Source organism: Roseovarius sp., assembly GCF_018066915.1.
Classification (GTDB): Bacteria; Pseudomonadota; Alphaproteobacteria; order Rhodobacterales; family Rhodobacteraceae; genus Roseovarius.
Genome location: NZ_JAGPVV010000343.1, coordinates 1 through 13,556 on the forward strand (window position 1 = coordinate 1; position 13,556 = coordinate 13,556).

Here is a 13,556-nt window from a genome sequence, read left to right on the forward strand (position 1 = left end):
CTACGGCATGAGCTTTGGCGTGGGGCTGGGAGAGATGAACGGCCGCGCCTTCCGCATCGGCCATCTCGGGAGCCTGACCGAGTCGATGATGCTCTCGGGTCTGGCGACGCTCGAAATGGCCATGGTGGATTTGAATTACCCGGTTAAACTGGGGTCTGGTGTCATCGCGGCGCAGGAATACTACCGCTCGACAGCCAAACCCGTTCTGGCCGAAAAAGCCGCGTGAAAGGAAGACTAAATGCTGGATCAACGTAGTCCGAGCGACCTTACGATCGACGATGTGCGCGCCGCGCATGATCGGATCAAACCCTATATCCACCGCACCCCGGTGCTGACCTCCTCCTATCTGAATGATCTGACCGGGGCGGAACTGTTCTTCAAATGCGAGAACTTCCAAAAGGCGGGGGCCTTCAAGGTGCGCGGTGCGTCCAACGCGGTCTTTGGATTGACAGACGAAATGGCCAAGATGGGCGTGGCAACGCATAGCTCCGGCAATCACGCGCTGTCGCTCAGCTATGCCGCCGGGCGTCGGGGCATTCCCTGTCACGTGGTCATGCCGCGCACCGCGCCGCAGGCGAAAAAGGATGCTGTGCGCGGCTATGGCGGCATGATCACCGAATGCGAGCCGTCGACCACCAGCCGCGAAGAGGTGTTCGCACGGGTGCAGGCCGAAACCGGCGCCGAATTCGTGCATCCATACAATGACCTGCGCGTCATCACCGGGCAGGCGACCTGTTCGCTCGAGTTGATGGAGCAGGTCGAGGGGCTGAATGCCGTGATCGCCCCAATTGGTGGGGGTGGCATGGTGTCGGGCACCTGTCTCACGCTGTCGAATATCGCGCCGCATGTCGAAATCTACGCTGCAGAACCCGAGCAGGCGGATGACGCTTATCGCAGCTTCAAGGCCGGGCATATCATCGCTGATGACGCGCCCGATACCGTGGCTGATGGCCTCAAGGTGCCGCTCAAGGAGAATACCTGGCATTTCGTAAGCCATAATGTCACCGACATCCTGACCGCCAGCGAAGAGGAAATCGTTGAGGCGATGAAGCTCACCTGGAAGCGGATGAAGATCGTGATCGAGGCAAGCTGTGCTGTGCCCCTTGCCACCATCCTCAAAAACCGCGAGGTTTTCGCGGGCAAGCGTGTGGGCGTTATTATCACGGGTGGCAATGTCGATCTCGACACGCTGCCGTGGATCAAGTGACCAATTTCCTTCGGTGCGCGATCCTCGTGCGCCGCAACTGAACAACCCGAATTCTGGGAGGATATCCGATGAAAGACACGATCAATCTCGACGCCTACGAGGTAGGCTATGACATTCCCGCGCTGCCCGGCATGGCCGAATCCGAAATTCAGACGCCGTGCCTGATCCTCGATCTCGATGCGCTGGAGCGTAACATCAAGAAGATGGGCGACTGGGCCAAGGAACATGGCATGCGCCACCGCGTGCATGGCAAGATGCACAAATCCGTCGATGTGGCCAAACTGCAAGAAAGCCTCGGTGGGGCCTGCGGCGTCTGCTGTCAAAAGGTCAGCGAAGCCGAAGTGTTCGCCCGTGGCGGCATCAAGGATGTGCTGGTGTCGAACCAAGTGCGCGACCCCGCCAAGATCGACCGTCTGGCGCGCATGCCCAAACTCGGCGCGCGTACGATCTGCTGCGTTGACGATCTGACCAATGTCGCCGATCTCTCGGCGGCTGCGCAAAAGCATGGCACCCAGATCGAATGTCTCGTGGAAATCGACTGTGGCGCCGGGCGCTGCGGTGTGACCACGACCCCCGCCGTAGTGGAAATCGCCAAGGCGATTGATGCCGCTCCGGGCCTCAAGTTCGCGGGTATTCAGGCCTATCAAGGCGCCATGCAGCACATGGACAAATACGAGGATCGCAAGGCCAAGATCGACCTTGCTGTGGCGCAGGTCAAGGATGCCGTCGATACGCTCAAGGCCGAAGGGCTGGAGTGCGACATCGTCGGCGGTGGCGGCACAGGCAGCTATTACTTCGAAGGCAATTCGGGCGTCTATAACGAGCTTCAGTGTGGCTCTTACGCCTTCATGGATGCCGACTATGGCCGCATTCTCGACAAGGACGGCAAGCGTATCGACCAAGGCGAGTGGGAAAACGCGCTGTTCATCCTGACGAGCGTGATGAGCCATGCCAAGGCCGACAAGGCCATCGTTGACGCGGGCCTCAAGGCACAGTCGGTCGACTCGGGCCTGCCGGTGATCTTTGGTCGCACGGACGTGCAATATGTCAAATGCTCTGACGAGCATGGCGTGGTTGCCGACCCCGATGGTGTGCTCAAGGTCAACGACAAGCTGCGCCTTGTGCCGGGTCACTGCGATCCGACCTGCAACGTGCATGATTGGTATGTCGGCGTGCGGAACGGCAAGGTTGAAACCGTTTGGCCGGTTTCGGCTCGTGGCCGGGCCTACTAAGGGCTGGCATGATGAATAGCCAACAACAGGTGGCCGCCGACGGTTTCGTAATCGTCGGCGAGGAAATCTGCCAGAAAATCATCAGCCGGGCGGATGCATTTGGCGCGGTCGAGGCGGTGTTTGCCGCGATGGCAAGCGGCAATGCCTATAACTTTCCGGTCGTCCGCGAGGCGATTGGCCATGCCGATGCGCTCTATGGCTTCAAGGGCGGCTTTGACCGCTCTGGCCTGTCGCTCGGCCTCAAGGCCGGGGGCTATTGGCCGGGCAACATGGACAAGGGGCTGACCAACCATCAGTCCACCGTGTTCCTGTTCGATCCCGATACCGGGCGGCTGTCGGCGCTGGTGGGAGGCAATTACCTGACCGCCATTCGCACGGCGGCCTCGTCTTCGGTGTCCATCGCGCATCTGGCGCGCAAGGACTCAAAAGTCTTGGGTATGGTCGGCGCAGGTCATCAATCCACCTTCCAATTGCGCGCCGCAGTCGAGCAGCGTGCCTTTGAAAAGGTTGTGGCCTGGAACCCGCATCCCGACATGCTGCCGCGCCTTGGCGCTGTGGCCAAGGAGTTGGGGCTGGAGTTCGAGGCGGTCACGCAAGAGGAACTGGGCGCGCAGGCCGATGTGATCATCACGATCACCTCTGCCTTCGAGCCGCTGATGATGGCCGATTGGGTCAAACCCGGCACGCATATCGCCTGCATGGGCACCGATACCAAGGGCAAGCAAGAGGTCGATCCGGCGCTCTTTACCCGTGCCACCGTCTTTGCCGATGAGATCGCGCAGTCGATCACCATTGGTGAGGCACAGCATGCCGTGGGCAAGGGGCTGATTGCCGAAGCTGACATTACGCCCATCGGCGCTGTCATCAACGGCACCCATGCGGGGCGGTCCTCGGACACGGAAATCACCCTCTTTGATGGCACTGGCGTTGGCCTTCAGGATCTCGCCGTGGCCTCTGTCGCGGCCAAACTTGCGCGCGAACAAGGGCTGGTGACACCCATTACCTTGGGCTGATCCGCTTCATAACAGTTTGGTGAAATTTGCACAGGCAGCCGTTACCACGGTTGCCTGTTCGCGTTTTACGTGTAGCTTGACCGCGCAAGACGCCGCCGGGCAGTATGATCCGGACACGCGTTTCACAGGGAGGATCAGATGTCTAAATTCGCTTTTGGTGCCATTCTTGCGGCCACCACGGCCCTCGCACCGCTCGCCGCCGCCGCACAGACCGAAATCCAGTTCTGGCACGCCTTCACCGGGCGTCTAGCGGAATTGCTCGATGAACAAGTCGCAGGCTTCAATGCCGGTCAGAGCGACTACAAGGTTACAGCATCGCCCAAAGGCAACTATTCCGAGGCGCTGAATGCCGGGATCGCCGCATTCCGCGCGGGCGAACAGCCGCATATCCTCCAGGTGTTCGAGGTTGGCACCGCCAGCATGATGGCCGCCAAGGGAGCAATCAAACCGGTCTATGAGGTGATGGCCGAGTCGGGCTTGCCCTTCGACCCGGAGGCGTATCTGTCCGCCGTCACCGGCTATTACACCACCGCCGAAGGGCAGATGCTCTCGCTGCCTTACAACTCGTCCACACAGGTTCTCTACGTGAACCGCGACGCGCTGGAAGGGGTGGGGATCGACCCCGACACTGACCTCAGCACATGGCAAAACGTTGACACGGTGCTGGGCCAACTCAAAGAGGCGGGCCATGCCTGCCCCTATACAACCTCTTGGCAGAGCTGGGTGCATCTCGAGAGTTTCTCGGCCTATCACAATGTGCCTTTCGCCACGCAGGCCAATGGCTTTGGTGGTCTCGATACCGAACTGGTGTTCAACGGCCCGCTTCAGGTGCAGCATATTGCCAAGCTGGGCGAATGGGCCAAGGACGGCAAATTTATCTACGCCGGTCGCCGCAACGAGGCGGGTGCCAATTTCCGTGCCGGCACCTGCGCCCTCTTTACCGAAAGCTCGGCAGGCTATGCCGGCGTCAAGGCCGAGGCGCAGTTCGATTTTCAGATCCGCCCCTTGCCCTATTGGGACGGGGTCGAGGGTGCGCCGCAGAACACCATCATCGGCGGGGCCTCGCTCTGGGTGCTAGAGGGGCATGAGCCCGAGGAATACAAAGCCACCGCTGCCTTCCTCAACTACCTCTCCTCGCCCGAGGTGCAGGCGCAATGGCACCAGAACACCGGCTATCTGCCCATCACCTCTGCCGCAGCCGAGGTGACGCGCGCGGCAGGTTTCTACGAGGCCAACCCCGGCACCGATATTGCCGTGACCCAGATGACCAGCAAGGAACCAACCGAGAATTCCAAGGGTCTGCGCCTTGGCTCCTTTGACCAGATTCGCGCGATTATCGACGAAGAGCTTGAGGCGGTCTGGTCCGGTGACAAGGACGCGCAGGCGGCGCTGGATACGGCGGTGGAACGCGGCAACCAGCTCTTGCGCCGGTTTGAACAAGCCAACCGCTAAGTCAGGGCGGGGCCGGGCAACCGGCCCCTGACCGCGCATGGAAAAACGTGTCACCTTCAAGGGCTGGTTTCTACCGCTTTGCCTGATTGCTCCGCAGGTTTTTATCTCGGCGGTGTTTTTCTTCTATCCGGCAGGGCAGGCGGTCTGGCAGTCGCTCTTTATTCCCGATCCTTTCGGCCTCTCGTCGCAATTCGTGGGGCTTGGAAATTTCGAATACCTGCTCGGCGATCCCTACTACCGCGCCTCATTTCTCACCACGGCGGTGTTTTCCACGCTGGTCACGCTGGCGTCTATGATCCCCGCGCTCTTTCTCGCGGTCATGGCGGACCGGCTGGTGAAATCGGCGGGCACCTATCGCACGCTGCTCATATGGCCCTATGCCGTGGCCCCGGCCATCGCGGGGGTACTGTGGATGTTCATGTTCAACACCCGCGTCGGCGTCGTGTCGTGGTATCTCGGGCAGTTGGGCTATGACTGGAACCATGTGCTGAACGGGGCCGAGGCGATGGGACTGGTCGTCGCCGCCTCTGCATGGGGGCGGATCAGCTATAATTTCCTGTTTTTCTTTGCCGCGCTTCAGGCCGTGCCGCGCTCGATCATCGAGGCCGCCGCCATCGACGGCGCGCGCTTTTGGCGGCGGTTCTTTACCATCGTGCTGCCGCTCCTGTCGCCGACCACCTTCTTTCTCTTGGTGGTCAATATCGTCTATGCGTTTTTCGAGACCTTCGGTGTGATCCACACCATCACCGCCGGGGGCCCGCAACAATCCACGACGATCCTCGTCTACAAGGTGTTTTCCGATGGTTTCGTCAGTCAGGATCTCGGATCGAGCGCTGCGCAATCGGTGATCCTCTTGGTGGTCGTGGGCCTGCTCACGGTGCTGCAATTCAAGTATATCGAGAAACGGGTGCATTACTGATGGCACGCGAGATCACAGGCATGGTGGAGCGCCGTGGCTTTGGCCTCTGGCTCACGCATCTGTTGATGATCGCGGGCGTTTTGGTGATCTTCTTCCCGATCTGGTTGGCCTTCGTCGCCTCGACCGTCACGCAGCCTGAAATCGTGCGCCCGCCGATGCCGCTCTGGCCCGGCGACCAACTGATCGAGAATTACACCGCAGCACTTTTCTCGGGCGTCAACGTGCCGGTGCTGACCATGCTGGGCAATTCACTGATCATGGCGGTGGGAATTGCCGTGGGCAAGATCATCATCTCGCTCACCTCGGCCTTTGCCATCGTCTATTTCCGCTTTCCGGGACGAAATATGTTCTTCTGGCTGATCTTCCTCACCTTGATGCTACCCGTCGAGGTGCGCATCGTGCCGACCTATGAGGTCATCGCAGGCTGTGGCATGCTCAACAGCTATCAGGGCCTGATCTTTCCGCTTGTGGCCTCTGCCACCGCCACCTTTCTCTTTCGTCAGTTCTTTCTCACCATCCCCGATGAATTGGCCGAGGCCGCGCGCGTCGATGGCGCCAGCCCGATGCAGTTCTTCTGGGATATCCTCTTGCCGATGAGCCGCACCAATATCGCCGCGCTCTTCGTGATCCTCTTCATCTATGGCTGGAACCAGTATCTCTGGCCGCTTTTGATCACCACAGACCCCTCGATGAACACCATCGTCATGGGCATCCGCCAGATGTTTCCAAGCGGAGATGACGTGGCCGATTGGCCGGTAATCATGGCCACCTCGATCCTTGCGATGATCCCGCCGGTGGTGGTGGTCATCTCGATGCAGAAACTCTTTATCCGCGGCCTCGTGGACAGCGAGAAATAGACGATATGGCAACCGTAACCCTCGACAGTATCAAGAAACGCTTTGGTCCGACCGAAGTGATCAAGGGCGTGAGCCTAGACGTGGCGGATGGCGAATTCATCGTCATCGTCGGCCCGTCGGGCTGTGGTAAATCCACCCTCCTGCGCATGGTCGCGGGGCTTGAGACGATCAGCGAGGGCGAGTTGCGCATCGGTGACCGCCGCGCCAATGATCTCGAACCGATGGACCGCGACATCGCCATGGTGTTTCAGAATTACGCGCTCTATCCGCATATGAGCGTGGCGCAGAACATGGGCTATGGCCTCAAGATCGCGGGTCTGCCCAAGGCCGAGATTGCGGCCAAGGTGCAGGACGCCGCCAAGCTCTTGCAACTGACCGAACTCCTTGATCGCAAACCCCGGCAGCTTTCAGGTGGGCAACGTCAGCGTGTCGCCATGGGCCGCGCCATCGTGCGCGCGCCGTCGGTCTTTCTCTTTGACGAACCGCTCTCAAACCTCGATGCCAAGCTGCGCGTGCAGATGCGCCTCGAAATCCGCGAATTGCAGGCCAAGCTCGGGATCACATCGCTCTATGTCACCCATGATCAGGTCGAGGCGATGACCATGGCCGACCGCATGATCGTGATGAACGCAGGCCGCGCCGAACAGATCGGCACGCCCTTGGATGTCTATGAACGCCCCGCCACGCTCTTTGCGGCGCAGTTCATTGGCAGCCCGTCCATGAATGTGCTCGAAGTCGAGGGGCGCGAGGGCGCGCTTTCAGTCGGTGACATGCGCCTGCCCAATCCCACAGGTCACAGCGGCCCCGTCATGCTCGGGCTCAGACCCGAGCATCTGACGCCTGATCCGCAGGGTCCGATTGCGATGCAGGTTCAGCTTGCCGAACCTTTGGGGGCCAACACGCTGCTGCACGGGAAACTGCCCACGGGCCAAGGCTTTACCGCCAGCCTGCCGGGGGTTCATGCGGTCTCGCATGGTGGTGAGGCCCTGCGCCTTGGCATCAAGCCTGCGAACATGCACCTCTTTGATCGCGCCACAGGCATGCGGTTGGGATGATCGAGCGACAGGTGACAATCCTCACCCGCCCTTGAGAATGTCCCGCGCAACATCTCTCCCGGTCAAAACCGCGCCATGCGCTGTGCCGAAATGGCCCGGAGAACAGGCTTCGCCCGCAAACCAGAGCTGCCCGTCCCAGTCCGCACCCGCCATGCCGCGCCGCGTCGCAGGCGTGGTGCCGACCGCGTTATAGCTATAGCTGCCTCGGCTCAGCGGCTCTTGGCCCCACCGGGTGATCTGGGCATCCAAAGGCGCCGGAAACGTCGTGCCGAACATTGCGCGCAGCGCATCCTGCGCGGCGGCTATGGTGTCGCGATCACTCATGCCTTCGATCTCGGTGGCCGGATCGGCAGCGTTGAACCCGATCAACACAGGGACCGCCATTGCATGTGCAAGCGAGACCCATTCGCCCCAAAACCCAGGACGCGGACCCAACCAGCCGATCCAGTCCACATCCTGCGGCCATTGAATCTGGTCAAACCGCAGCACGCATTTGTTCAAGAGACCCATGCGCAGGCTGTCGATGGCCGCTTGCCGGTCGCGCGCCAGTGCCGCAGCAAAGCGCACATGCCCGGATTGCAGCACGCCAAGCGGCAGGGTGCAGATCACCCGTTCAGCCGTAATCCGGCTGCCATCGGCCAGACGGACCTCACCGGGTGCAATCTCCTGCACCGGGGAAGAAAGCCGGATGTCCAGTCCCCGCGCAAGCAGGGTTGTGATCTGGTCGAACCCTTGCGGAAAGACCACATCCGCGCCGCCGAATTCCTCGCCCTCGTCGCCATACCAGGCTGACAAGAGACGCGCGGGGCTGCCGTATTCCTGCTCGAGCGTGCTGTTGACCACATAGAGCACCAGACGCCGCAGGTCTGCATCGGCGCTTTGCCATTCTGGCGCGGCCTCAAGTGCCCGCATCACCGAGATGTCGCGCGTGCGGCTCTCGGTGGCGGCCAGCGCGCGGCGCAAGAGGGTCTTGGCGGGGCGCATGTCGGGGTCGATCTCCGATCCGTCCTTTGCCAAGAGGATTGCCGCATTGTAGCTTGTCGCGACCACCCGCGCGCCGCTCTGCCGCGCCAGATCCGTCAGGGGATTGTCGCGCTGCCCATGGATCCAGCTTGCGCCGAGATCCATCGGTAGGTCGGACCAGTGCCGCGATGTCCGGATGCGCCCGCCAATCCGTGCCCCGGCCTCCAGTATTGTCACCGCATGCCCTGCATCATGCAGGGCGCGCGCCGCCGCCAGCCCCGCCAGCCCTGCGCCAATGACAACGGTTCGCTTGCCCGATTGTGCCGCCGCATGGCCTGCAGCGCAGGCGACCGCGCCCAATCCCGCCAGAACCGTGCGTCGGCCCACCCCCCGGCTCATCGCATCTGCCGCGGGCGGGCCTGTGCGCTCGCCCACTGGCGCGCAGGCCTTTGAATTGGTGATGTGTGGTAGAGGTCCATGCGCATTACACCCCGTTTCAGCCGTCAGACGATAACCTCGAACTCTTCCTGTGCACCCACACCAAAGACGCGCCTGTAGCGGGCGATCTGATCGGCTGGTCCCATCGCCTTGCGCGGGTTGTCCGACAGCTTGACCGTGGGCCGCCCATTGGCCGACACCGCCTTGCACACCAGCGAAAACGGGGCCAGCGCGTCATCCGGCGTGAGCCCTCGGAAATCGTTGGTCAAGAGCGTACCCCAGCCAAAAGAGCACCGCACCCGCCCCGAAAATCGCTGATGCAGCGCAATGATGCGGTCCACATCGAGACCATCGGAAAAAATCACCATCTTCTGCCTTGGGTCTTCACCGCGCGATTTCCACCAGTTGATCGCGGTTTCCGCCCCTTCCTCGGGCGCACCGGAATCGATGCGAATGCCGGTCCATCCCGCCAGCCAGTCAGGGGCATTGTCCAGAAACCCCTTGGTGCCATAGGTATCGGGCAGGATGATGCGCAGGTTGCCATCATGCTCTTCGTGCCAATCCGACAGCACCTCGTAGGGCGCGCGCGCCAGCGCTGCATCATCTTCGGCCAAGGCGGCATAGACCATCGGCAATTCATGGGCATTGGTCCCGATCGCCTCGAGATCCCGGTTCTTGGCAATCAGGCAATTCGACGTGCCAACAAAGCGGTTGCCCAATCGTTCGCTCATCGCCTGCACGCACCAATCCTGCCACAGAAATGAATGCCGCCGCCTTGTGCCGAAATCGGCGATGCGTAGCCCCTCGATGGGGCGCAGATGCTCGACCTTTTCCCAAAGCTTGGTCATGGCGCGGGCATAGAGCACCTGAAGCTCGAATTTCTTGAGGTGATGCAGCACGGCGCGCGACCGCAGTTCCATCAGCACGGCCAGCGCCGGGATTTCCCACAGCATCACCTCGGGCCATTTGCCCTCGAATGTCAGTTCATATTGCCCGTCGCGTTTTTCCAGATGATAGGGCGGCAGGCGCAGCGCCTCGAACCAGTCCATGAATTCGGGCGTGAACATGCTGCGCTTGCCATAGAACATGTTGCCGCGCATCCAGGTGCTCTCGCCCCGTGACAACGACAGCGACCGGATGTGATCAAGCTGCTCGCGCAGTTCGCCTTCGTCCACCAGATCGGCCAGACGGATCGCGCTACTTCGGTTGATCAGCGAAAAGGTGACGGTCGTGTCGGGCCGCCTGCGAAACACCGATTGGCACATCAACAGCTTGTAGAAATCGGTGTCGATCAGGGACCGGACAATCGGGTCGATCTTCCATTTGTGATTATGCACACGGGTGGCGATATCGACCATGGGCGGCCTCCGGCGGGACAATTGCAGCGGTTAAATCAAAGCAAGAGGGGGCGCGCAAGGCGCATCGACCCGCGTGGCCCTTGGGCTGGGCTGCAATTCTGTCGTCTGGAACAAGAAATCAAGCCAATTTGGTAAATTAATCTTACCAGAATGCTTGCCTTTGCTCGCATAACCGTTACGATTGGCCGCGTGTGGCGGAAACAGGGCCTCGAATCGCCCGTGGGGGTTATGCTTTGCCCGCCATCCGATGCGAACAGACGCAACAGATTTATGGGAGGACTACCATGACGAACAAGTCGAAGATGGATCGGCGCTCGTTCCTGCGCCGCGCGGCGGTTGGGGCGCCGGCGGTTGCTGCAGGCGCGCTCGCGGCTCCGGCGGTGTTGGCACAAGCACCGTTGGTGCTCAAGATGCAGACATCCTGGCCCGCTGGCGATATCTGGCAGGAATTCGCACAGGACTATGCCAACCGGGTTGAGGAGATGTCCGGTGGCCGCCTCAAGATCGACGTGCTGCCCGCAGGCGCGGTCGTGGCTGCGTTCCAGGTTCTCGATGCCGTGAACGACGGCGTTCTCGACATGGCGCATTCGGTGCCCGTGTATTGGTATGGCAAGAACAAAGCCGCCTCGCTCTTTGGCACCGGCCCCGTGTTCGGCGGCTCGGCCACCACGATGCTCAGCTGGTTCTACGAGGGCGGCGGCAAGGCGCTCTATGACGAACTGACCCAAGACATCATGGGTATGGAAGTCGACGGTTACATGGGCTTCCCGATGTTCGCACAGCCCTTTGGCTGGTTCAAAGGCGAAGTGAACACCGTTGCCGATCTGAACGGCTTCAAATATCGCACCGTGGGCCTCGCGGCTGACCTGCTGCAGTCGATGGGCATGTCGGTGGCTCAGCTTCCGGGTGGCGAGATTGTCCCCGCGATGGAGCGTGGCGTGATCGACGCGTTCGAGTTCAACAACCCGTCGTCGGACCGCAACTTTGGTGCGCATGACGTGGCCAAGAACTACTACCTGTCCTCGTATCACCAGGCTTCCGAGAGCTTTGAATTCCTGTTCAACAAGCTCACCATGGAAGACCTCGACCCCGATCTGCGCGCGATCCTGAAATACGCGGTCGAAGCGGCCTCTACGGCCAACACCGCCAAGGCAATGCGCCGCTACTCTGCAGACCTCAAGTGGCTGCAGGAAGAGGCCGGTGTTACCATCCACCGCACGTCGACAGACATTCTGAACGGTCAGATCGAGGCATGGGACAAGCTGATCCCGGTTCTCGAAGAAGATCCGTTCATGAAGAAGTGTCTGGACAGCCAGCGCGCATGGGTCGAGCAAGTGACCTATTACGAGCTGATGAACGCGCCGGATTATGCGCTTGCCTTCGAGCACTACTTCCCCGGCAAGCTCAAGATGTAATCACGGTGTAAAAACCGGAAAATCCAGGGCCCCGGCGCAGGAAACGCCGGGGCCGCTTTCAAAATAGAGGGGGCTCCGTGTGATTGGTTTCATACGTTTCGCCGACAACCTGTCGGCCTGGTTCGGCAAGGCGTTTGCCTGGCTGATCGTCCTGATGGCCTTTGGTACCGGGTATGAAGTGGTGGTGCGCTACCTCTTCAACAACCCGACCGCTTGGGCGTTGGATGTGTCTTTCATCATGTATGGTACGCTTTTCATGATGGGGGGGGCCTATACCCTGTCGCGTGGCGGGCATGTGCGGGGCGACTTTCTCTATCGCCTCTGGCAGCCGCGCAATCAGGCCAAGGTCGATCTGGTGCTCTATATCCTCTTCTTCTTTCCGGGGATCATCGCGCTCATCGTCGCGGGCTGGAAATATGCCGCGCGGTCCTGGTCCTATGCCGAGGTCTCTGTGAACAGCCCGGCGGGCATCCCGATCTATCAGTTCAAGACCGTGATCGTCGCTGCCGGAATTCTTCTGCTTATCCAAGGCATTGCTCAGGTGTGCCGCTGCATCCACTGCATGCGCACCAATGAATGGCTCAAGGCCGATGAAGACGTCTTCGAGACCGAAGACCTGCTGATGCAAAAGGCCGCCGAGGCCGAAAAGGACGCACATCCATGACCGATCCGCAAATCGCCCTGATGATGCTGGGCCTTTTCCTTATCTTCGTGTTTCTGGGCTTTCCCATCGCCTTTACCCTAATGGCCATGGGGATCGGCTTTGGCTACTACGCCTACTTCGACGCAAGCCGCATGTGGCGCAGCTTTGATCGGCTGGCCGAGGATGCCGGAACATGGGACCAATGGAGCCTCTGGCTCGAGGGGTTCTTCAACAACCGAATATTCGACCTCTTCGTCAATCAGACCTATACCGTGATGTCGAACGAGGTTCTGACCGCCGTGCCGCTGTTCCTCTTCATGGGGTATATCGTCGAGCGGGCGAACATCGTGGACCGGCTCTTTGGGACGCTCAACATCGCGGCCAAGAATATGCCTGGCTCGATGGGTGTGGCAGCCCTCGTGACTTGCGCGCTCTTTGCCACGGCCACCGGGATCGTCGGTGCTGTGGTGACGTTGATGGGTCTTCTGGCGCTGCCGGCCATGCTCAAGGCGCGGTATGATCCGTCCTTCGCAAGCGGAATCATCTGCGCGGGCGGCACGCTGGGTATTCTCATCCCGCCATCGATCATGCTGATCGTCTATGCGGCTGCGTCGAGCGTTTCCATCGTGCGGCTCTACGCGGCGGCGCTCTTGCCGGGTCTGACGCTTGTGGTTCTTTACCTGATCTACGTGATCGGCCGCTCGATCCTGCAGCCCTCCGTGGCACCGAAACCCACCAAAGAGGAAATCCCGGACATCCCGAAGATGCAGCTCTTCGTGATGATCATGACCTCTCTTGTGCCGCTCGCCTTTCTCATCCTCGCGGTGCTTGGCTCGATCCTGTTCGGTCTCGCCACCCCAACCGAAGCGGCCTCCATCGGTGCGCTGGGCGGTATCTTCCTTGCGTTTGTCTATCGCGCGATGACATGGCAGCGGATGCGCGAGAGCGTGTATCTGACGGTGCGCACCACGGCGATGGTTTGCTGGCTCTTTGTCGGCTCCTAT

General features: G+C 60.7%; 12 protein-coding genes and 1 pseudogene. 11 read left to right on the forward strand and 2 right to left on the reverse strand.

Annotated elements, in window-relative coordinates; all coding sequences use genetic code 11:
- The 8 genes and pseudogenes from KBT70_RS19010 to ugpC form a co-directional block, all read left to right on the forward strand.
- A pseudogene (locus KBT70_RS19010) lies at positions 1 to 226 on the forward strand (serine--glyoxylate aminotransferase); the annotation flags it as partial.
- A gap of 12 nt (positions 227 to 238) precedes the next feature.
- Positions 239 to 1,207: a beta-hydroxyaspartate dehydratase BhcB gene (gene bhcB, locus KBT70_RS19015; RefSeq protein WP_296637841.1), complete on the forward strand. Its 969-nt coding sequence runs from the start codon at positions 239 to 241 to the stop codon at positions 1,205 to 1,207.
- Between the two features lie 68 nt (positions 1,208 to 1,275).
- Positions 1,276 to 2,439 carry a 3-hydroxy-D-aspartate aldolase BhcC gene (gene bhcC, locus KBT70_RS19020; RefSeq protein WP_296637843.1) on the forward strand — a complete coding sequence of 388 codons (1,164 nt, stop codon included), beginning with the start codon at positions 1,276 to 1,278 and terminating at the stop codon, positions 2,437 to 2,439.
- Between the two features lie 8 nt (positions 2,440 to 2,447).
- Complete coding sequence (gene bhcD / locus KBT70_RS19025) at positions 2,448 to 3,452, forward strand: iminosuccinate reductase BhcD (RefSeq protein ID WP_296637844.1); 1,005 nt, start codon at positions 2,448 to 2,450, stop codon at positions 3,450 to 3,452.
- Between the two features lie 138 nt (positions 3,453 to 3,590).
- Positions 3,591 to 4,904, forward strand: a complete 1,314-nt coding sequence (gene ugpB / locus KBT70_RS19030; RefSeq protein ID WP_296637846.1) for a sn-glycerol-3-phosphate ABC transporter substrate-binding protein UgpB — start codon at positions 3,591 to 3,593, stop codon at positions 4,902 to 4,904.
- A gap of 37 nt (positions 4,905 to 4,941) precedes the next feature.
- Positions 4,942 to 5,823, forward strand: coding sequence for a sn-glycerol-3-phosphate ABC transporter permease UgpA (gene ugpA / locus KBT70_RS19035; protein ID WP_296637848.1), 882 nt, complete (start codon positions 4,942 to 4,944; stop codon positions 5,821 to 5,823).
- Between the two features lie 20 nt (positions 5,824 to 5,843).
- Positions 5,844 to 6,680: a sn-glycerol-3-phosphate ABC transporter permease UgpE gene (ugpE, locus tag KBT70_RS19040; RefSeq protein ID WP_296637865.1), complete on the forward strand. Its 837-nt coding sequence runs from the start codon at positions 5,844 to 5,846 to the stop codon at positions 6,678 to 6,680.
- Positions 6,681 to 6,685: 5 nt separating this feature from the next.
- Positions 6,686 to 7,735, forward strand: coding sequence for a sn-glycerol-3-phosphate ABC transporter ATP-binding protein UgpC (ugpC, locus tag KBT70_RS19045; protein ID WP_296637851.1), 1,050 nt, complete (start codon positions 6,686 to 6,688; stop codon positions 7,733 to 7,735).
- A gap of 21 nt (positions 7,736 to 7,756) precedes the next feature.
- Here the strand turns inward: ugpC and KBT70_RS19050 are convergent, their stop codons facing one another.
- Both KBT70_RS19050 and pncB read right to left on the reverse strand, forming a co-directional pair.
- On the reverse strand, positions 7,757 to 9,133 hold the full coding sequence (locus tag KBT70_RS19050; protein ID WP_296637854.1) for an FAD-dependent oxidoreductase: 1,377 nt from the start codon (positions 9,131 to 9,133) through the stop codon (positions 7,757 to 7,759).
- Positions 9,134 to 9,201: 68 nt separating this feature from the next.
- Positions 9,202 to 10,494, reverse strand: coding sequence for a nicotinate phosphoribosyltransferase (gene pncB, locus KBT70_RS19055; RefSeq protein WP_296637856.1), 1,293 nt, complete (start codon positions 10,492 to 10,494; stop codon positions 9,202 to 9,204).
- Positions 10,495 to 10,778: 284 nt separating this feature from the next.
- Here pncB and KBT70_RS19060 point away from each other — a divergent pair, with 284 nt between their 5' ends.
- From KBT70_RS19060 to KBT70_RS19070, 3 genes are all read left to right on the forward strand, one after another.
- The gene (locus tag KBT70_RS19060) at positions 10,779 to 11,909 is read left to right on the forward strand and encodes a TRAP transporter substrate-binding protein (RefSeq protein ID WP_296637858.1); all 1,131 of its coding nucleotides are present in this window, start codon (positions 10,779 to 10,781) and stop codon (positions 11,907 to 11,909) included.
- A gap of 79 nt (positions 11,910 to 11,988) precedes the next feature.
- The gene (locus KBT70_RS19065) at positions 11,989 to 12,573 is read left to right on the forward strand and encodes a TRAP transporter small permease subunit (RefSeq protein WP_296637860.1); all 585 of its coding nucleotides are present in this window, start codon (positions 11,989 to 11,991) and stop codon (positions 12,571 to 12,573) included.
- A partial coding sequence (locus KBT70_RS19070; protein WP_296637862.1) for a TRAP transporter large permease subunit occupies positions 12,570 to 13,556 on the forward strand: 987 nt, incomplete at its 3' end. The genes KBT70_RS19065 and KBT70_RS19070, both read left to right, overlap by 4 nt.

Excerpts from the sequence above, each read along its gene's own strand:
- bhcB (WP_296637841.1), top strand. The coding sequence starts at position 239 with ATGCTGGATCAACGTAGTCCGAGCGACCTTACGATCGACGATGTGCGC.
- bhcC (WP_296637843.1), top strand. The coding sequence starts at position 1,276 with ATGAAAGACACGATCAATCTCGACGCCTACGAGGTAGGCTATGACATT.
- bhcD (WP_296637844.1), top strand. The coding sequence starts at position 2,448 with ATGATGAATAGCCAACAACAGGTGGCCGCCGACGGTTTCGTAATCGTC.
- ugpB (WP_296637846.1), top strand. The coding sequence starts at position 3,591 with ATGTCTAAATTCGCTTTTGGTGCCATTCTTGCGGCCACCACGGCCCTC.
- ugpA (WP_296637848.1), top strand. The coding sequence starts at position 4,942 with ATGGAAAAACGTGTCACCTTCAAGGGCTGGTTTCTACCGCTTTGCCTG.
- ugpE (WP_296637865.1), top strand. The coding sequence starts at position 5,844 with ATGGTGGAGCGCCGTGGCTTTGGCCTCTGGCTCACGCATCTGTTGATG.
- ugpC (WP_296637851.1), top strand. The coding sequence starts at position 6,686 with ATGGCAACCGTAACCCTCGACAGTATCAAGAAACGCTTTGGTCCGACC.
- pncB (WP_296637856.1), bottom strand. The coding sequence starts at position 10,494 with ATGGTCGATATCGCCACCCGTGTGCATAATCACAAATGGAAGATCGAC.
- KBT70_RS19060 (WP_296637858.1), top strand. The coding sequence starts at position 10,779 with ATGACGAACAAGTCGAAGATGGATCGGCGCTCGTTCCTGCGCCGCGCG.